The sequence below is a fragment of the Allorhizobium sp. GW101-3B10 genome (assembly GCF_059424725.1).
This window is the reverse complement of record NZ_JBWKZR010000001.1, coordinates 4,939,588-4,957,500: the sequence shown is the minus strand read 5'-3', so window position 1 is coordinate 4,957,500 and position 17,913 is coordinate 4,939,588. Positions and strand designations below refer to the sequence as shown.

Below are 17,913 nucleotides of genomic sequence, written 5' to 3'. Positions count from 1 at the left end.
TCGTCCGAAACGGTTGCACCGTTGACGTGGCAAATGCCGGACTCGATCCGCCGGGCGACGGCGATCGCTTGGCCGAGGTCGCCCCCGAACACCGATGCCGACAGCCCGTACTGGCAGTCATTGGCAATCGTTACCGCCTCGTCGATGCTCTGCGCCCGGATCAGCGCCGCTACCGGGCCAAAACTCTCCTCGCGGTAGAGCCGCATCCGCGGGGTCACGTGATCGAGCACGGTCGCATCCATGAAACTGTGATGGGTGGTCCCGCCTGCAAGCAGCCGGGCACCCTTGCCGAGCGCCTCGTCGACAAGCGCCTTCACCCGCTGCACCGCCTCGGTGCCGATCATCGAACCGAGCGCCAGGCCGGAGATGCGCGGGTCGCCGGCCCTGAGTTTGCTGGCCCGCGCGGCAAACCGCTTAGCGAATTCGTCGGCGATCGGGTCGATCAGGACGATCCGCTCGGTCGACATGCAGATCTGGCCCTGATTGAAGAAGGCGCCGAAGGCGGCCGCCTCGACCGCGTGATCGAGATCGGCATCGGCCAGCACCAGCAGCGGCGCCTTACCTCCCAGTTCCAGGAGGCAGGGCTTCAAATGCCGCGCCGCAATCTGCGCGACAATCCGGCCGACCCGGGTCGAACCGGTGAAGTTGACGCGACGAATGGCCGGATGGGCGACCAGCGCCTCGACTATGTCTTCGGCATCGGGCGGGGCGTTGCTGACGACGTTGACGACACCGGGCGGCGTTCCCGCCTCGATCATCAGTTCACCGATCAGCCGATGGGTCTGCGGGCAGAGTTCCGACGCCTTGAGCACCACGGTATTGCCGCAGGCAAGCGGCATGGCGATCGCCCGGATGCCGAGAATGATCGGCGCATTCCAGGGTGCCATGCCGAGACAGACGCCGGCCGGCTGGCGGAAACCCATGGAGAGCATCGCCCCCTGGTCGGAGGGCAGCAGCGAACCGCAGACCTGGGTCGTCATGCCGGCAGCGTCGCGCAGGATCTCCGCGCCAAGTTCGATGTTGAAGCGGCACCACGTCTCGGTCGCGCCCGTCTCCGCCGTCATGGCTGCGGCAAATTCCCCGGAGCGCTCGACAAGACGGTCGGCTGCCGTCAGCAGGATCGCGCGCCTCTCCGTTGGTCCGACCGCGGACCACGCCGGAAAGGCCGCGGCCGCGGCGTTGGCCGCCCAGCGCGCATCGTCCGCCGTCGCGGCAGCGGCAATGGTGGCCGTCGTACCGCTGATCGGGTCAAGACGCGTGAAGCTTGCCTTGCCTTCGGCATCCTCGTCGCGATTGTCGATAATGAGCTTGGATTGAAACATGCCTCCGTACGCCTCCTCCCAAAAGCGATGCCAGACTAGCTGTCGGGTCCCGACTTGAGAATGCAAGTATCTGGGTTTATCTTGCTGTTTTCTGGGAATCGCGGAAAGGCGCGCGGCGATGAAGCATGCGGCTGGAGAGATCAACCTGCACCGCCTGGAGCCGGCGCTTGCGCGCCGGATGTTGCGGGTGCCTTCCGGTCGCGCCATTGCCGGGCACCTGCTCTTCATCGAAAGCGGCGGCGCGCGCATCGCGCATGGTGAGGAGAGTGACATCTGGCAGGGTCCGTGTCTCGCATTCCTGCAAGGCGGCAGCGACGGCTCGCTCGTCCTCGAGGCCGGATCAAGCGCGAGCCTGATCGGCCTTGAACCCGCGCATCTGGATGCGCGCATCTCCACCGGCGGCGACATGCTGCGCGAATTGCTCGCCGGAGAGAGCCGGGCGATCCCCGTCGAACGCCGCGATATGCAGCGCCTTTCGCGGCTGCTTGGCGACATCGTTCGTGAACTCGAAGAACAGGGGAGCCATGCGCGCGCGGCAATCGACGCATACTTGACCCTGATCCTGATCGAGACGTACCGGCTGGCCGGGGGAGGCCGGGACGCTCCTGTCGAAGAGGCAGGATCGGCCAATCTCCTGCAACGCTTCCGCCAACTGGTCGAGCGGGATTTCCGGCAAAACCGATCGATCCACGCCTATGCCGTGGATCTCGGCATAACCACCGACCGCCTGCATGACATCTGCCGCCGATCCACGGGTCGCACGCCCCTGCAGCTCGTCCATGAACGGCTGACACGCGAGGCGACGCTGCATCTGGAACGCTCGGCCCGCACCGTTCAGCAGATCGCCGCAACCCTGGGCTTTCGCGATCCGACCTATTTCAGCCACTTCTTCAAGCGGCAGACAGGGCTGCCGCCGGCCACCTACAGGGAACGGACACGCGCCGCAGGGGAAGAACAGCGCCGAGGGCCCTCGGCGACCTATGCCGACTGGCCCTGACGGACGTATCCAGATATATCAGCCTTGCCAAACTGCCGTCGTGCTGACAATTTGCACGCCGACTCCTGTCATCCGCACGCGGACCGGCGGCCTTGCGTCGCGCCCATTTCACCGGAAGGAACACCCCATGACATTCGACAATCTCATCGCCGGCGAATGGGTTGGCGGCAACGCCACCGAAAACCGCAATCCCTCCGACACCAATGACGCGGTCGGCCTTTATGCGCAGGGCACCCCCGACGACATGCGCGCCGCGATTTCGGCGGCAAAGGCCGCCTTTCCGACCTGGTCGCGCTCTGGCATCCTCGAGCGTCACGCGATCCTGAGAAAGACGAGCGATGAAATTCTTAGCCGCAAGGAAGAACTCGGCACACTGCTCGCCCGCGAGGAAGGCAAGACCCTGCCCGAGGCGATCGGCGAAACGATCCGCGCCGCCCAGATCTTCGACTTCTTCGCCGGCGAATGCCTGCGGCTCGCCGGCGAGAGCCTGCCGTCGGTCCGTCCGGGCATCGGCGTCGAGATCACGCGCGAGCCGATCGGCCCGATCGGCCTCATCACCCCGTGGAACTTCCCGATCGCCATCCCGGCCTGGAAGATCGCCCCGGCCCTTTGCTACGGCAACACGGTCGTCTTGAAGCCGGCAGAACTGGTTCCCGGCTGTGCATGGGCGCTCGCCGACATCCTGCATCGCGCCGGTCTGCCGAAGGGCGTCTTCAATCTCGTCATGGGCAAAGGCTCGGTCATCGGCCAGGTCATGCTCGACAGTCCGGACCTCGCCGGCATCAGCTTCACCGGTTCGGTCGGAACCGGCAAGCGCGTGGCGCTTGCCTCGATCGAACACGGCCGCAAGTACCAGCTGGAAATGGGCGGCAAGAACCCCTTCGTCATCCTCGACGACGCGGACCTGTCGATTGCCGTAGAGGCCTCGCTCAATTCCTGCTTCTTCTCCACCGGCCAGCGCTGCACCGCTTCCTCGCGCCTGATCGTCACCGAGGGCATCCACGACCGCTTCGTCGCAGCGCTGATCGATCGCCTGAAGACCGTCAACGTCGACAATGCGCTGAAGGCGGGCACCCATATCGGCCCGGTCGTCGACGAGCGCCAGTTGATGCAGGACATCGACTATATTGACATCGGTCGTTCGGAAGGGGCCAAGTTGGCCTTCGGCGGCGAACGCCTCAACCGCGAGACGCCCGGCTTCTATCTGCAGCCTGCGCTATTCACCGAGGCCAGCAACCAGATGCGCATTTCGCGTGAGGAAATCTTTGGCCCGGTCGCCTCGCTCATTCGCGTCAAGGACTATGAGGAAGCCCTCAGTGTCGCCAACGACACGCCGTTCGGTCTGTCGTCGGGCATTGCCACGACGAGCCTGAAGCACGCGACGCATTTCCGTCGCAACGCGGAGGCCGGCATGGTCATGGTCAATCTTCCGACCGCCGGTGTCGACTTCCACGTGCCTTTCGGTGGGCGCAAGGGATCGTCCTTCGGTCCGCGGGAACAGGGACGCTATGCGGCCGAGTTCTTCACCACCGTCAAGACGCAGTACACCTTGGCCTGACCTCGGAACCGGTTCCGCCGCCGCCTGCGGCGGAGGCCCCGACCGTCCGAATGTGAAACGGGCCGGCCTGCCGGCCCGTGGCGTTTCATCCTTTGGTGATCAGGATGAGGACGACGAACATCAGCGGCACGGCCGTCAAGGCCGGAATGATGATCGCGGGGTAGCCGAACGCAAGGATGGCGAGCAGCCAGACGAGCAGCAGATTGAGGATGAAGAGGACCTTCGCCGTGGTCGAGCCACTGACGGCCTCCTTCAGCATCCAGCCGAACACCGGCACATGATAGATCATTCGCGCAATCATCGCTTCATCCCTTCCGGGCCCAGGCCCATTCTTGATATTTGTCACACCTATCGACCGTCGGCGGTCGCCACAATGCGGCAAAATGACGTTTGCCAAGTGGCGGGCACGGCTCGAGGAGCCCTGGCCTTGCATCTTCACCGAAGAAACGTGTCCTCCCCGCCGTTCCATCCGGCAAAACGAATGGCGCTTCTGGACAGGCGGCGCGGCGTGATCCTATTAGTGTGATTGTGATGGTTCCGCCGAACCGAGCGGAGAGGCGGACGAAGAGGGAATACGGTGAGGACTACCCATCAGGGGCCGAAACCGTGGCTGCCCCCGCAACTGTAAGCGGCGAGCGACGTCCACAATGCCATTGGCCGGAAACGGCTGATAAGGCGGACCGAGCCAAGACCCGCAAGCCAGGAGACCTGCCATCACATGCGCCGCGAAGCGGCATCCACTTGAAGAACCGCGCGGTGGGCGCGGACGAAAGGAATGAAAAATGCACATTGAAGTGGGAATCATCGATCCGGCGCGTATCGCCCTGGCGAACGCAGCCGCTCTCGCCCTCGTCGCCGCACAACTCCCGGCAATCGTCAAGAACCCGCTGGTCGTGCCGAAGGCAATCCTGGCCGCCGTCGGCTTTTCCGCCATGATGCAGATCTGGCACCTGCCCGTCGGCCCTTCCGAACTACATCTGATCGGCGCCACGACCATCTACATGCTGTTCGGCTTTGCGCCCGCCATGCTCGGCTTTGCCCTTGGCCTCGTGCTACAGGCTTTCCTGTTCGAGCCGGGCGACATCCCGCATCTCGGCGTCAACGCACTGTCCCTGATGATTCCGATGGTCGCCGCTCACTATAGCTTCGGCCGCCGCCTGTTCGACGCGAATCTTCGTGACCGCTTCAGCCTCGGCAAGGTCCTGCGCATCGACGCCGTCTACTATGCCGGCGTTTCCGCCATGGTCGGTTTCTGGCTGATGATCTCGAACGACAGCTTTGCCGTCGCCGACTGGGCAACCTGGGTCGCCGCCTACTTGCCGGTCTTCGTCGCAGAAGCCGTGATTACGTTCTCCGCGGTATCGCTAATCAAGGGTCTTCGCGCGAACGGTCTCGTCTCGCGCATGACCGAAGTGAACCGCCTGACCTTCGCCTGATGGCGCAGGAGCCGGTTCGACAAGAATGACGACATGAAGCGCGTGGCCCGGGTCACGCGCTTTTTTCTTTGAAAAATGGGCCGGCTTGCGCTACCGGCCTTACAGAAGCCGCCCGCGCTCGAATTCCGGCCGGCTGGAAACCACGGTCCGGCTGGCACTTCCGCCGTTTCGACCCGCTGATCAAAGGGTAACGCCGTTGCGCATTCTCTCCGAAGCACACTTTCCCGAACTGCCGAACTACTATCGCGGCAAGGTGCGCGAGAACTACGACCTGCCCGACGGCAGCCGCATCATCATCTCGACCGACCGCCTAAGCGCGTTCGACCGGATCCTCACCTGCATTCCCTACAAGGGACAGGTGCTGACCCAGACCGCACGCTACTGGTTCGAGCAAACCGCGGACATCTGCCCCAATCACGTGATCGCCTATCCCGATCCGAACGTGGTGGTGGGCAAGCGGCTCGACATCCTGCCGGTGGAGATCGTCGTGCGCGGCTATCTCGCCGGCACCACCGGCACTTCGGTCCTGACGCTCTACAAGAAGGGCGAGCGCGCCATGTATGGCATCACCGTGCCGGACGGCCTGCGCGACAACCAGATCCTGCCGCAGCCGATCATCACGCCCACGAGCAAGGCCTTCGATGGCGGCCATGACGAGCCGCTGAGCGCCGAGCAGATCGTATCGGAAGGCCTGCTGACGCAGAAGCAGTGGGACACGGTCTCCGCCTATGCCCTGGCGCTGTTCGCCCGCGGCCAGGAGATCGCAGCGCGGCGCGGCCTGATCCTGGTCGACACCAAATACGAGTTCGGCACCGATGCCGACGGCAACATCCTGCTCGCCGACGAAATCCACACCCCGGACAGCAGCCGCTACTGGATCGCCGACAGCTATCAACAGAGCTTTGAGAAGGGCGAGCGTCCGGCGAGCTTCGACAAAGATTTCGTCCGGTCCTGGGTCGCTGAGCGCTGCGACCCCTACAAGGACGAGATCCCGGAAATCCCCGTCGAACTGGTCGAGGAAACCTCCAAGGTCTATATAAAGGCCTACGAGACCATCACCGGGCTTCAGTTTGTGCCGGATGACCGTTGCGAGACTCCACGCGACCGCGTCCGCATGAACCTTGCCCCATACTTCCCCGGGAGCTGATACTGTGTCCATCGCGCGTGAGACGGCAAGACCAGCCGGTGCCGAGGCCGTGTGCGGCGGCAGCGTGGCTTTACCGGCACGCCGTACCCGCCGGCCGGCCGAGGAAACGCGCGAGGACATCCTCAACACCGCTGAACATCTGTTCCGTACCCGCGGTTACGGAAGCGTGGCGATCGCCGACATTGCAGCGGCGCTTGGCATGTCGCCGGCGAATGTGTTCAAGCACTTCCACACGAAGACCAGCCTGGTCGATGCCATCTCCTCGCGCCATATCGAAAACATGATCGCCCGCCTGGGCTGTCTCGATACGGCTAGAAGGGCGCCCGGGCGTCTGCTGGATTTCGTCAAGCAGCTGATGGAAAGCCACCTCGGCGACCTCGAGCGTAACCCTCACCTTTTTGAAATGGTCCTGCTGACCGCCAAGGACGACCTCCAGTGTGGCCATCGCTATCGGGATATGCTCGTGGACGAGCTGTCGTCCATTGTCGAAGATGGCATTGCCGAGGGCGTGTACACGGTCACGGAAAGCCGCAAGGCTGCAAATTCGGCCTTTTTGGCCCTCGCCTGCGTTCTTCACCCTGTCATGATTGCGAACGAAAAGGCTGACATATTGGCAACACGCTGCGAAGATGTTGTCTCGCTGATCAATGCCGCACTGCAAAGCCCCCTTGCAAAGTGACGATAGTATCAATACGTCACTTGGAAATTGATACCAAGCATTTTGTTCCATTGCCCCAGTGCGTGTTCGGTCGACCGATTAACAAATGTCAATTTCGATGACGGACCGTCATGCTTTAGCGCTTCACTGCCCTGCCCCAATGATGACCCGGAAAAGACGATGAAAAGACACCTCAAGCTGACCACGGCCCTTTTGGCACTCTCCGCCGCTCTCGCAGGCTGTAACGATGCAGCGACCGAGAGCAAGGCGCCCACCGGAGCTGGTGCCGAACGCCCTCCGTCACCGGTCAGTGTCGTCATCATGAAGAAGGGGGAACAGCCGCTCACCACCCTGCTTCCGGGTCGCGCCGCAGCCTTCCAGGTCGCCGAGATCCGCCCGCGCGTCAGCGGCATCATCAAGGAAATCGCCTTCAAGGAAGGCGGCGAGGTGAAGGCAGGCGACCTGCTTTACAAGATTGAGGACGATACCTACCGCGCCCAGGTGGCGCAGGCGGAAGCCAGCCTCTCCAAGGCCGAAGCGGGCGTTCCGAGCGCCGAGGCAAATCTTGCGCGCTACGAACGTCTGGTCGGCAGCGGTGCCACCCAGATCGAATTCGAAAACGCCAAGGTCACGCTGCTCCAGGCCAAGGCCGACGTGGCGGAAGCCAAGGCGTCGCTGAACTCCGCGCAGATCAACCTCGACCTCACCAGCATCGAAGCGCCGTTCGACGGCGTCACCAGCGCCTCGAATTTCTCAATCGGCAACGTCGTGACAGCCAATCAGACCGATGCGCTGACGACACTGCGTCGCCTCGATCCGATCTATATCGAACTGACGGAATCGAGCGCCAACCTGCTGCGTCTCAAGCAATCGATCGCCGCCGGCCGGTTGAACGAAGGCAAGAGCGACGGCACCGCCGACATCCACCTGACTCTGGAGGACGGCATTGAATATCCACATGTGGGCAAGCTCGACATGTCGGATATGGCGGTCAGCGAGACGACCGGCACCTATTCGATCCGGGCCGTTTTCGACAACCCCGACGACATGATTCTGCCCGGCATGTATGTCCGCGCCAGCGTGACTGTCGGCAAGGAGAACGGCTATCTGATTCCCCAGCGCGCCGCCACGCGCGACGCCCGGGGTGAACTGACCGCCAAGTTCGTCAACGCCCAGAACACCGTGGAAACCCGCACCTTCTCCGAAAGTGTCGTTTCCGGCAACAATTGGCTGGTCACCGAAGGCATCAACGACGGCGACAAGCTGATCGTCGACGGCTTTCAGTGGATCGGCGACGGCGCCCCGGTAGCCCCGGTGGAAGCAACTGTCGATGCAAAGGGCCTGGTCGTCGAGGCGCCCAAGGCGCCGGAAGCAACCCCGGCCGCAAAGCCGTGATTTTGCGGCTCAGCAAGCAGCATACAGGCGCTAAGGGGTAACCAATGGCCAAGTTTTTCATTCGCCGTCCAATCTTTGCCTGGGTGATCGCAATCGTGATCATGCTGGGTGGAGCTCTGGCGATCTCATCGCTCTCCATTTCTCAATATCCGGAGATCGCGCCGACCACCGTGCGCATTTCCGCAACCTACAACGGTGCCAGCGCCGAGACGGTCGAGAAGTCGGTCACATCGATCATCGAAGACGGCATGACCGGCCTCGACGACCTGACCTATATGACCTCCTCCTCGAGCACAGGTCAGGCGTCGGTAACGTTGACATTCGGCAACAGCATCGAGCCGGACATTGCCCAGGTGCAGGTGCAGAACAAGCTGCAGTTGGTTCAGTCTCAGCTTCCCGACGTCGTGCAGTCGGCCGGTATCTCGGTAACCCGCTCCACCTCGAGCATCCTGCTCGTGGGTGCTCTGGTATCGACGGATTCGAACCGCAGCCCCGTGGAACTCGGCGACATCTTCTCCTCGAAGATCGAAGATCAGATCAAGCGCCTGGAAGGCGTCGGCAGCATCGAGGTCTTCGGCACGGGCTACGCCATGCGCGTGTGGCTCGACCCCTTCAAGCTCAACAAGTTCCAACTGACCCCGACCGACGTCACCTCGGCCATCAAGGCTCAGAACACGCAGGTTTCGGTCGGCTCGATCGGCGGGCAGCCGGTCGCGGAGGGGCAGCAGATCGACGTCACCGTTACCGCCCAGAGCCAGCTCACCAGCGTTTCGGATTTCGAATCCATCATCCTGAAGGTCGAGACTGACGGCGCGACCGTTCGACTGAGCGACGTCGCCCGCATCGAGATCGGCCAGGAAAGCTATTCCACGAATACCCGCTCCAATCGCAAGCCCGCGACCGGCTTCGCAGTGAACCTCGCAACCGGCGCAAACGCGCTGGATACGGCGGAGCGCGTCAAGACTGCGCTTTCGGCGATTGCTCCGGCACTGCCCGAAAACGTCATCATCACCTATCCGTATGACACCACCCCCTTCGTCCAGCTCTCGATCGAGAAGGTGGTCCACACGCTGATCGAAGCCATCGTGCTTGTCTTCTTCGTGCTGTTGATTTTCCTGCAGAACCTGCGCGCCACCTTCATTCCGATGATCGCGGTTCCCGTCGTGCTGCTCGGAACCTTCGGCATCCTGGCGGTGACCGGCTACTCGATCAACACGCTCACCATGTTCGCCATGGTTCTCGCCATCGGCCTGCTCGTCGACGACGCCATCGTCGTGGTGGAGAACGTTGAGCGCATCATGTCGGAGGAAGGCCTCTCGCCACTTGAGGCGACCGAGAAGTCGATGGGCGAAATCACCGGCGCCATCGTCGGCATCGCTCTGGTTCTCACGGCTGTGTTCATCCCCATGGCCTTCTTCGGAGGCTCGACCGGGATCATCTATCGCCAGTTCTCGGTCACTATCGTCTCGGCCATGCTGCTCTCAGCCATCGTCGCCATCGTGCTCACTCCGGCGCTCTGCGCCACGATGCTGAAGCCGATCGACCACACCAAGGAGCGTCGCGGACCGGGCGCTTGGTTCAACCGCAACTTCGACCGGACGACGGGCGGTTATGTCTCCAGCATCGGCTATCTTCTGAAGCGTCCGTTGCGCGTCATGATGATGTTCGTGGTCGTGATTGTCGGTTGCGCCTGGATCTTCTGGCGCCTGCCAAGCTCCTTCCTGCCCCAGGAAGACCAGGGCGTGCTGATGACGATCGTCCAGCTGCCAAACGGCGCGACCACGGCGCGCACCGAGGAAGTCCTCAAGAAGATCGAGGACTACTACCTTGAGAAGGAAAAGGACGCGATTCAGGACGTCTTCTCCGTGTCCGGTTTCAGCTTCGTCGGGCAGGGCCAGAATTATGCGCTGGTCTTCGCCAAGCTCAAGGACTTCGACGAACGCACGGCGCCGGAAATGGCCGCCTCTGCGATTGTCCAGCGTGCGATGGGCTACTTCTTTACCCTGCGCGATGCCATGGTCTTCCCGCTTCAGCCGCCGGCAATTCCGGGTCTGGGCAACTCCAGCGGCTTTTCCATGTACCTTGTCGACAGCGGCAACACCGGCACCGATGCGCTGACCGCGGCCTCGAAGCAACTGATCGGACAGGGCAGCGCGAATGCCAAGGTCAGTTCGCTCAGGTCCAACAGTCCGGATGCCGAAAGCCAGCTCAAGATCCTGCTCGATCAAGAGAAGATGGGCGCCATGGGGCTCGACCTCGCAACGGTCAACTCCATGCTGTCGACCATCTTCGCCGGCCTCGACGTGAACGACTTCACGCTCAACAACGAGCTGAAGCCGGTCTACGTCCAAGGCGACGCTCCGTACCGGATGCAGCCGGACGACCTCGGTCACTGGTATGCGCGCAATACGGCGGGCGAAATGGTGCCCTTCTCGGCGTTCAGCCAGGTGTCGTGGGTCGGTGGACCACCCACTCTGGCGCGCTTCAACGGCATCAGCGCCATTTCATTGGAAGGCGCTGCGGGTCCCGGCGTCAGCTCCGGTGATGCGATGGACGAGATGGAAAGGATGACTGCAAGCCTTGACGGTGGTTACACCGTCGCTTGGCAGGGTATCTCCTATCAGGAGCGTCTGTCTGGCTCCCAGGCTCCCTTGCTCTACGGCCTCGCCGTGCTGATCGTCTTTCTCTGCCTCGCCGCCCTCTACGAAAGCTGGTCGATCCCGTTCTCGGTCATCATGGCGGTGCCGGTCGGCGTACTCGGCGCGCTCGCAGCGGCCTATTTCTTCGGCCAGGCGAACGACGTCTACTTCAAGGTCGGCCTGCTGACCACGATCGGGCTTGCCGCAAAGAACGCCATCCTGATTGTGGAATTCGCCAGAGACCGCATGGATCGCGGCGTAGGTCTGATGGATGCGACGCTGGAAGCAGCGCGCCTGCGCCTGCGGCCGATCATCATGACCTCGCTTGCCTTCATCCTCGGCGTCGTCCCCTTGGCCGTCGCCACCGGTGCAGGCTCGGCGGCGCAGAACTCGATCGGTATCGGCGTGCTCGGCGGCATGCTGGCCGCGACCCTGCTAGGCATTTTCTTCGTGCCGTCCTTCTTTGTCATTGTGCGCAGGCTTACAACCCGTACAAAAATCGAAGAGGCCCTGTCATGACATTCGATGAGTTGATAAGCTAAAAATGATCTGCGCCGCGATTAGCGAATCACGGCGCGGTTGAGGCACGGGGCGCGCGGCGACAGGTGATGACAACCTTGACCGATGCGTTCGACACCCTGAATGCAATCTAGGATAAGACGATGGTATCCATTCGCGTAGCCGCCCCCCTCATATTGTTGCTGCTGTCCAGCTGTGTAACCGGCCCGGACCATACGCCGCCCCAGACCCCGTTGCCGGAAAAATTCGCCGAAGGCGGAAAGAAGAGCAATGGCGAGGTCGCCATGGCCGCCTGGTGGACCGCCTTCAACGACAAGCGTCTCAATGGTCTGGTCGAACAGGGCCTCAACCAGAATCTCGACGTCCTGCAGGCGCTCGAGCGCATCACTGCTGCGGAAGCGAATGTCGTCGTGGCCGGCGCCGGCGGCCTTCCCTCGTTGAACGTGTCGGGCGACGAAACTGTCTCGAAGTCCAAGGGCACCGGCGACTATGGCACCCGCACCACGGATACGACCTCCACGGCGAGCGGCGGCGTAAGCGTGTCCTGGCTTCTGGACCTCTTCGGCCAGTATCGCCGCGCCAAGGAAGGCGCCACGGCCTCGCTCGATGCGGCCTATGCCAGCGCCGATGTCGCCAAGCTGTCCTATCTTTCCGACCTGGTGACCTCCTATATCAACGCGCGCTACTATCAGGAGCGCATCGCGATCGCCCGCAAGAACCTCGCTTCGCGGCGCGAGACCCTGGATCTGACCAAACTGCAGCTCGAAGCAGGCGCGGCTTCGCGTCTCGACGTCGTGCAGTCGGAAGGTCTGGTCAACTCGACGCTGGCCGACCTTCCGGGCCTCGAAACGAGCTTCCGCCAGTCGGCCCATCACATCGCCACGCTGCTCGGCCTGCCCGCCTCTTCGCTGATCGCCGACCTGCAGAAGGGTGCGCCTCAGCCCCTCGCCCGCCGGAGCATCAATGCCGGCGTACCGGCCGACCTCATTCGGAACCGCCCGGATATTCGCAAGGCCGAGCGCGAACTCGCGGCAGCCGTCGCCGAGATCGGTGTCGCCGAGGCACAGCTCTATCCGTCGATCACGCTCGGCGGTTCGATTTCGCCCCAGTGGATCTCGACCAAGTCGCTCGCCGGCAGCCTGACCTCCTGGTCGTTCGGCCCGAGCCTGACCCTGCCGATCTTCGATGGCGGCCGCCTGAAGGCCAATGTCAACATCGCCGAGTCCTCGGCTCGCGAGGCATATCTCGCCTGGAAGGCTTCCGTGCTCAACGCGGTCGAGGAGGTCGAGAATGCGCTCGCCGCCGTCAACCGCGACAGCCAGACCGTCAGCGCGCTGACCGCGACCGTCCGCTCCTACGAGGAAGCCCTGGCACTCTCTACGGCAAGCTACAAGGACGGCGCATCCTCGCTGCTCGACGTGCTCGACGCCCAGCGTTCGGTCTCCACCGCGCAGGCGAGCCTCGCCCAGGCCGTCCAGCAGATGGCAGCCGACTACGTTGCGCTCAACGTCGCTATCGGCGGCGGCTATGCCTTCGACAAAAAGGCCGGCATGTAACTGCCTTCGATCAGAGAAACAGGAAAATCGACGGCCGGAAACGGTCGCCGATTTTTTCTTTTTCAGGAAACAGACCGTGATGGGCCGATCGAGCCCAGCCCGTCAGAAGGTGGCGGGCGTATTGATCCACAGCAGCACCGTCTCGCCGTCGAAGCTATTGTGCCAGGAGTGCGGTCTGCGGCTCTCGAAATAGAAACTGTCGCCTGCATGCAGTTCGAAGAAACGGTCCCCGTCGAGAATGATCTCCAGGCTGCCCGACAGCACATGGATGAACTCTTCGCCTTCGTGCTGATAGGCCCCTTCGCTGGAGGCACCGGGCGCCAGCTGGAAGCGGTTGCATTCCATCTGGTTGCGGCCTTCGGCCAGCACCTGCACCTTCACCCCGGAGGTGGTGGTCGGCCAGGTCGGCCATTTGCCGTCGCGGATAAGGGACTCTCCGCCCTGGCCCTGTTCCTGACCGCTCAGCGAAGCAAGCGTCGTACCCAGAAACGCCGCAACGCCATGCAGCGCCGTAAAGGAAAGCCCTTGTGATGTCCTCTCGAAGGTGGACAGCTGCGAAACCGAGACGCCGGTCGCCTGGGCAACGGCCTCAAGCGTCTTGCCCGCATCTCGCCGCAGACGGCGGATCTTCAGGCCGACGGGCATTTCTGCCGGCTCGGAACCAACCTCCGCTTCGCCCTCTGGAAAGCCTGCCGCATCCGCAGCATCTTCGTCCCGAAGGCTTTGGCGGATCGCCGCGGGATTGAGCCCCTTTTCGCTGCGCAACCAGGCAATCGTCTTCAGGCGCTCGACAAGCGCGCGATCATAGAGCCGCTGACCGGACGGGGTTCGGATCGGCTCGATCAAATCCTGCGTTTCCCACAGCCGGAGAGTCGAAGGGGAAACCCCCACCATCCGGGCGGCTTCGGCAATCTTGAAACGGATATCATCCATGCGGATCGAACCTGTCAGCGCGATGTCATCGCCATGCGTGATAATTGCGACAAACCATATTGCAAGTCTACAGAAAAAATGTAGGAAATATTGCAGCCTTGCGATCGAACACGAATGGCCGACGCCGAGGGTCAAACCGTCACCAGAGGAATTTTTGAAATGAAGAACTCCGAAATCGCAGTTCGCAAGAACGAAGCCATCTCGCGCGGCGTCGGCATGACCACCCAGGTCTATGCCGCCAAGGCCGAAAATGCCGAGGTCTGGGATGTCGAGGGTCGTCGCTACATCGACTTCGCCGGCGGTATCGCGGTTCTCAACACCGGCCATCGCCATCCGAAGGTCATCGAGGCGGTGAAGAAGCAGCTCGATTGCTTCACGCACACCTGCCACCAGGTCATGCCCTACGAGAACTATGTCGCGCTGGCCGAACGCCTCAACAAGCTGGTTCCGATCGCCGGCCCGAAGAAGACCATTTTCGCCACGACCGGCGCCGAAGCCGTCGAGAACGCCGTCAAGATCGCCCGTTGCGCCACCGGCCGCTCGGCCGTCATCGCCTTTACCGGCGCCTTCCACGGCCGCACCTTCATGGGCATGGCGCTGACCGGCAAGGTCGTTCCCTACAAGGTCGGTTTCGGCCAGATGATGGGCGACGTCTTCCACGTCCCCTTCCCGATCGAACTGCACGGCATCAGCGTCGAGGAATCGCTCGACGTTCTCGACAAGCTGTTCAAGGCCGACGTCGACCCAAAGCGCGTCGCAGCGATCATTCTCGAACCGGTTCAGGGCGAAGGCGGCTTCTACGAAGTGCCGCGCGCGCTGATGAAGGCCGTGCGCCAGATCTGCGACGAGCACGGCATCCTGCTGATCGCCGACGAGGTCCAGACCGGTTTTGCCCGTACCGGCAAGCTGTTCGGCATGGAAAACTACGACGTCCAGCCTGACCTGATGACCATGGCCAAGAGCCTGGCCGGCGGCTTCCCGCTGTCCGCCGTCACCGGCCGCGCCGAACTGATGGACGCCCCCGGCCCCGGCGGCCTCGGCGGTACCTATGCCGGCAACCCGCTGGCGATCGCCGCGTCCCATGCCGTGCTCGACGTCATCGAGGAAGAGAAGCTCTGCGACCGCGCCAACCAGCTCGGCGGCCGTCTCAAGCAGCGCCTTGAGGCCCTGCGCGCCGACATTCCGCAGATCTCCGACATCCGCGGCCCGGGCTTCATGGTTGCCGTTGAGTTCGGCCAGGCCGGTTCGACCAAGCCGGATGCCGACCTCACCAACGCCATCCGCCTGAAGGCGCTGGAAAAGGGTCTTATCCTTCTCACCTGCGGCGTCTATGGTAACGTCATTCGTTTCCTGTCGCCGATCACCATCCAGGACGAGGTCTTCAACGAAGCGCTCGACATCATCGAAGCCTCGATCCGCGAAGTTGTGGGAGAAAAGAAGTAATGACCATTTCCAACATCCTCGCCTCGAAGCTGAAGGATGCCTCCCTCGCTACCGACAAGGCTCTTGTCGGCGACGAGTGGGTTTCGGCGTCCACCAGTGGCAAGACTTTTGAAGTGACCAATCCGGCGACCGGCGACGTAATCGCCGTCCTCCCGGATCTCGGCAAGGCGGAGGTCGCCCGTGCGATCGCCGTCGCCGACAAGGCGCAGAAGAGCTGGGCCAGGAAGACCGGCAAGGAACGCGCCGGCATTCTGCGCAAGCTCTTCGACCTGATGGTCGCCAATGCCGACGACCTGGCCACCATCCTGACGATGGAAATGGGCAAGCCCTGGCCGGAAGCCCGCGGGGAAATCCTCTATGGCGCGTCCTATGTCGAATGGTTCGGCGAAGAAGCCAAGCGCGTCTATGGCGACACCATTCCGGGTCACCAGGCCGACAAGCGCATCATGGTCATCCGCCAGCCGGTCGGCGTCGTCGGCGCCATTACGCCGTGGAACTTCCCCAACGCCATGCTGGCACGCAAGATGGCCCCCGCCGTCGCTGTTGGCTGCGCCATGGTGTCGAAGCCCGCCGCCCAGACTCCGCTTTCGGCCCTGGCGCTCGCCATCCTCGCCGAACGTGCCGGCCTGCCGCTCGGCGTCTTCTCGGTCGTCACCTCGACCGACGCCGCCATGGTCGGCAAGGAGTTCTGCGACAACGACAAGGTCCGCAAGCTGACCTTCACCGGCTCGACCAATGTCGGCCGCATTCTGATGCGCCAGGGCGCCGACCAGATCATGAAGCTCGGCCTTGAACTCGGCGGCAACGCCCCGTTCATCGTCTTCGACGACGCGGATCTCGACGCTGCCGTCGAGGGCGCGATGATCTCCAAGTACCGCAATGCCGGCCAGACCTGCGTCTGCGCCAACCGCCTCTATATCCAGTCCGGCGTCTATGATGCCTTCGCCGCCAAGCTCGCCGAGCGCGTCGGCCAGATGAAGGTGGGCGACGGCTTTGCCGAAGGCGTGACCACCGGTCCGCTGATCGACACCAACGCCCTGAAGAAGGTCGAGGAGCATGTCGCCGACGCCGTCTCCAAGGGCGCCAAGGTGGCATTGGGCGGCAAGCCGGCCGACCAGGGCGGCCTGTTCTTCCAGCCGACGATTCTCACCGGCGTGACCTCCGACATGAAGGTCGCCGTCGAGGAGACCTTCGGCCCAGTCGCACCGCTCTTCAAGTTCGAGACCGAAGAGGAAGTGATCGAGCTCGCCAACAACACCGAGTTCGGCCTTGCCTCCTACTTCTACTCGAAGGACGTGGCGAAGATCTTCCGCGTTGCAGAGGCGCTCGAATACGGAATGGTCGGCATCAATACCGGCCTGATCTCTACCGAGGTCGCGCCGTTCGGCGGCATCAAGCAGTCCGGCCTCGGCCGCGAAGGCTCGAAATACGGCATCGACGACTATACCGAGCTGAAATACATGTGCCTGGGCGGCATCGAATAAGCCTCAGACATTCAGATCGATCCATCCCCGGCGCTCGCGCCGGGGATTTGTTTTGCCCTGTTGCGCAATTGAAAAGGCCCGGCGCCAACGGCGGCCGGGCCTTTTCGTCAGATGGAAATGGACGCGAAAATCAGCTCTTCGCACGCTCGACGTAGGAATTGTCTTCGGTCGCGATGACGACGCGCGTGCCAGCATCGATATGCGGCGGAACCAGCGTGCGCAGGCCGTTCGACAGGATGGCCGGCTTGTAGGAAGACGACGCCGTCTGGCCCTTGGTGACCGGTTCGGTCTCGACGATCTCGAGAATCACGTGACGCGGCAGCTGGATGGCGAGCGCGATGCCTTCGTGCATCGACAGGACGCAGGTCATGCCTTCCTGCAGATAGGCCTTCTGGTCGCCCATGGTCTCGGCATCGACGACGACCTGGTCATAGGTTTCCGGGTTCATGAAATGGAAGCCTTCGCCGTCCTCGTAGAGGAACTGGAAGTTGACGTCTTCGACGAAGGCGCGCTCGACCTGCTCGGTGGTGCGCCAGCGTTCCGACACCTTCACACCGTCGACGATGCGGCGCATGTTCACCTGGGTGACCGGCGTACCCTTGCCAGGATGGAAGTTTTCGGCGGTAAGAACGACATAGAGCTTGCCGTCCACATCGATAACGTTGCCCTTGCGAACCGAAGAGGCGATGACCTTGACCATTGGAATTCCTTGTAACTGCGAGAGTCCCGTCGTAAAGGACGACCCGCCGTCCCTGCTGACGTTTTTTTGAATTTTCCTGCGCGCAACTAACCCAAAATCGTCCGAATAGCCAGCCCGCGTTGCAAC

14 protein-coding genes and 1 riboswitch (1 of these 15 only partly in view) are annotated in these 17,913 nt (G+C 62.7%); of the genes, 10 read left to right on the top strand and 4 right to left on the bottom strand.

Annotation, left to right across the window (positions count from 1 at the left end; all coding sequences use genetic code 11):
* Positions 1-1,322, bottom strand: the 5' portion of a protein-coding gene (locus tag AC07Y0_RS24135) for an aldehyde dehydrogenase (protein ID WP_498680130.1). Its footprint begins 130 nt before the window's first position; only the first 1,322 of its 1,452 coding nucleotides appear in the window; the start codon lies at positions 1,320-1,322; the stop codon falls past the left edge of the window.
* 118 nt (positions 1,323-1,440) lie between these two features.
* On the opposite strand from AC07Y0_RS24135, the gene AC07Y0_RS24130 reads away from it, so the two are divergent.
* Entirely contained in the window at positions 1,441-2,319 is an 879-nt protein-coding gene (locus AC07Y0_RS24130) for a helix-turn-helix domain-containing protein (protein ID WP_498680129.1), read from the top strand.
* 127 nt (positions 2,320-2,446) lie between these two features.
* Positions 2,447-3,877 (top strand): aldehyde dehydrogenase family protein, encoded by a 1,431-nt coding sequence (locus AC07Y0_RS24125; RefSeq protein WP_498680128.1) that lies wholly within the window; start codon positions 2,447-2,449, stop codon positions 3,875-3,877.
* An 85-nt stretch (positions 3,878-3,962) separates the two neighbouring features.
* Here AC07Y0_RS24125 and AC07Y0_RS24120 read toward each other — a convergent pair whose 3' ends face one another.
* A complete protein-coding gene (locus tag AC07Y0_RS24120) occupies positions 3,963-4,178 on the bottom strand; it encodes a hypothetical protein (RefSeq protein WP_498680127.1) in 216 nt (71 codons plus the stop codon).
* Between the two features lie 214 nt (positions 4,179-4,392).
* Positions 4,393-4,607: riboswitch (cobalamin riboswitch) on the top strand.
* A gap of 52 nt (positions 4,608-4,659) precedes the next feature.
* Between AC07Y0_RS24120 and AC07Y0_RS24115 the strand changes: the two genes are divergently transcribed.
* The 6 genes from AC07Y0_RS24115 (at position 4,660) to AC07Y0_RS24090 (ending at position 13,227) form a co-directional block, all read left to right on the top strand.
* Positions 4,660-5,313 carry an energy-coupling factor ABC transporter permease gene (locus tag AC07Y0_RS24115; RefSeq protein WP_498680126.1) on the top strand — a complete coding sequence of 218 codons (654 nt, stop codon included), beginning with the start codon at positions 4,660-4,662 and terminating at the stop codon, positions 5,311-5,313.
* A gap of 196 nt (positions 5,314-5,509) precedes the next feature.
* Complete coding sequence (locus AC07Y0_RS24110; RefSeq protein WP_498680125.1) at positions 5,510-6,460, top strand: phosphoribosylaminoimidazolesuccinocarboxamide synthase; 951 nt, start codon at positions 5,510-5,512, stop codon at positions 6,458-6,460.
* A gap of 64 nt (positions 6,461-6,524) precedes the next feature.
* Positions 6,525-7,139 carry a TetR family transcriptional regulator gene (locus tag AC07Y0_RS24105; RefSeq protein ID WP_498680330.1) on the top strand — a complete coding sequence of 205 codons (615 nt, stop codon included), beginning with the start codon at positions 6,525-6,527 and terminating at the stop codon, positions 7,137-7,139.
* 159 nt (positions 7,140-7,298) lie between these two features.
* Positions 7,299-8,513, top strand: coding sequence for an efflux RND transporter periplasmic adaptor subunit (locus AC07Y0_RS24100; RefSeq protein ID WP_498680124.1), 1,215 nt, complete (start codon positions 7,299-7,301; stop codon positions 8,511-8,513).
* 44 nt (positions 8,514-8,557) lie between these two features.
* Positions 8,558-11,671 carry an efflux RND transporter permease subunit gene (locus tag AC07Y0_RS24095; protein WP_498680123.1) on the top strand — a complete coding sequence of 1,038 codons (3,114 nt, stop codon included), beginning with the start codon at positions 8,558-8,560 and terminating at the stop codon, positions 11,669-11,671.
* A 143-nt stretch (positions 11,672-11,814) separates the two neighbouring features.
* Positions 11,815-13,227, top strand: a complete 1,413-nt coding sequence (locus AC07Y0_RS24090) for an efflux transporter outer membrane subunit (protein WP_498680122.1) — start codon at positions 11,815-11,817, stop codon at positions 13,225-13,227.
* A 102-nt stretch (positions 13,228-13,329) separates the two neighbouring features.
* Here the strand turns inward: AC07Y0_RS24090 and AC07Y0_RS24085 are convergent, their stop codons facing one another.
* Positions 13,330-14,160 carry a MerR family transcriptional regulator gene (locus AC07Y0_RS24085; protein WP_498680121.1) on the bottom strand — a complete coding sequence of 277 codons (831 nt, stop codon included), beginning with the start codon at positions 14,158-14,160 and terminating at the stop codon, positions 13,330-13,332.
* Positions 14,161-14,319: 159 nt separating this feature from the next.
* Here AC07Y0_RS24085 and AC07Y0_RS24080 point away from each other — a divergent pair, with 159 nt between their 5' ends.
* Both AC07Y0_RS24080 and AC07Y0_RS24075 read left to right on the top strand, forming a co-directional pair.
* Positions 14,320-15,603, top strand: coding sequence for a 4-aminobutyrate--2-oxoglutarate transaminase (locus AC07Y0_RS24080; protein ID WP_498680120.1), 1,284 nt, complete (start codon positions 14,320-14,322; stop codon positions 15,601-15,603).
* Entirely contained in the window at positions 15,603-17,087 is a 1,485-nt protein-coding gene (locus AC07Y0_RS24075) for an NAD-dependent succinate-semialdehyde dehydrogenase (RefSeq protein WP_498680119.1), read from the top strand. The genes AC07Y0_RS24080 and AC07Y0_RS24075 overlap by 1 nt, the downstream gene beginning before the upstream one ends.
* A 130-nt stretch (positions 17,088-17,217) precedes the next feature.
* Here the strand turns inward: AC07Y0_RS24075 and efp are convergent, their stop codons facing one another.
* The gene (gene efp / locus AC07Y0_RS24070; RefSeq protein ID WP_498680118.1) at positions 17,218-17,787 is read right to left on the bottom strand and encodes an elongation factor P; all 570 of its coding nucleotides are present in this window, start codon (positions 17,785-17,787) and stop codon (positions 17,218-17,220) included.
* Between the last annotated feature and the right edge of the window lie 126 nt (positions 17,788-17,913).

What these genes read in the sequence shown, in the direction of transcription:
- AC07Y0_RS24120 (WP_498680127.1), bottom strand. Translation starts at nt 4,178, where the DNA reads ATGATTGCGCGAATGATCTATCATGTGCCGGTGTTCGGCTGGATGCTG.
- AC07Y0_RS24085 (WP_498680121.1), bottom strand. Translation starts at nt 14,160, where the DNA reads ATGGATGATATCCGTTTCAAGATTGCCGAAGCCGCCCGGATGGTGGGG.
- AC07Y0_RS24095 (WP_498680123.1), top strand. Translation starts at nt 8,558, where the DNA reads ATGGCCAAGTTTTTCATTCGCCGTCCAATCTTTGCCTGGGTGATCGCA.
- AC07Y0_RS24075 (WP_498680119.1), top strand. Translation starts at nt 15,603, where the DNA reads ATGACCATTTCCAACATCCTCGCCTCGAAGCTGAAGGATGCCTCCCTC.
- efp (WP_498680118.1), bottom strand. Translation starts at nt 17,787, where the DNA reads ATGGTCAAGGTCATCGCCTCTTCGGTTCGCAAGGGCAACGTTATCGAT.
- AC07Y0_RS24080 (WP_498680120.1), top strand. Translation starts at nt 14,320, where the DNA reads ATGAAGAACTCCGAAATCGCAGTTCGCAAGAACGAAGCCATCTCGCGC.
- AC07Y0_RS24090 (WP_498680122.1), top strand. Translation starts at nt 11,815, where the DNA reads ATGGTATCCATTCGCGTAGCCGCCCCCCTCATATTGTTGCTGCTGTCC.
- AC07Y0_RS24125 (WP_498680128.1), top strand. Translation starts at nt 2,447, where the DNA reads ATGACATTCGACAATCTCATCGCCGGCGAATGGGTTGGCGGCAACGCC.
- AC07Y0_RS24130 (WP_498680129.1), top strand. Translation starts at nt 1,441, where the DNA reads ATGAAGCATGCGGCTGGAGAGATCAACCTGCACCGCCTGGAGCCGGCG.
- AC07Y0_RS24115 (WP_498680126.1), top strand. Translation starts at nt 4,660, where the DNA reads ATGCACATTGAAGTGGGAATCATCGATCCGGCGCGTATCGCCCTGGCG.
- AC07Y0_RS24100 (WP_498680124.1), top strand. Translation starts at nt 7,299, where the DNA reads ATGAAAAGACACCTCAAGCTGACCACGGCCCTTTTGGCACTCTCCGCC.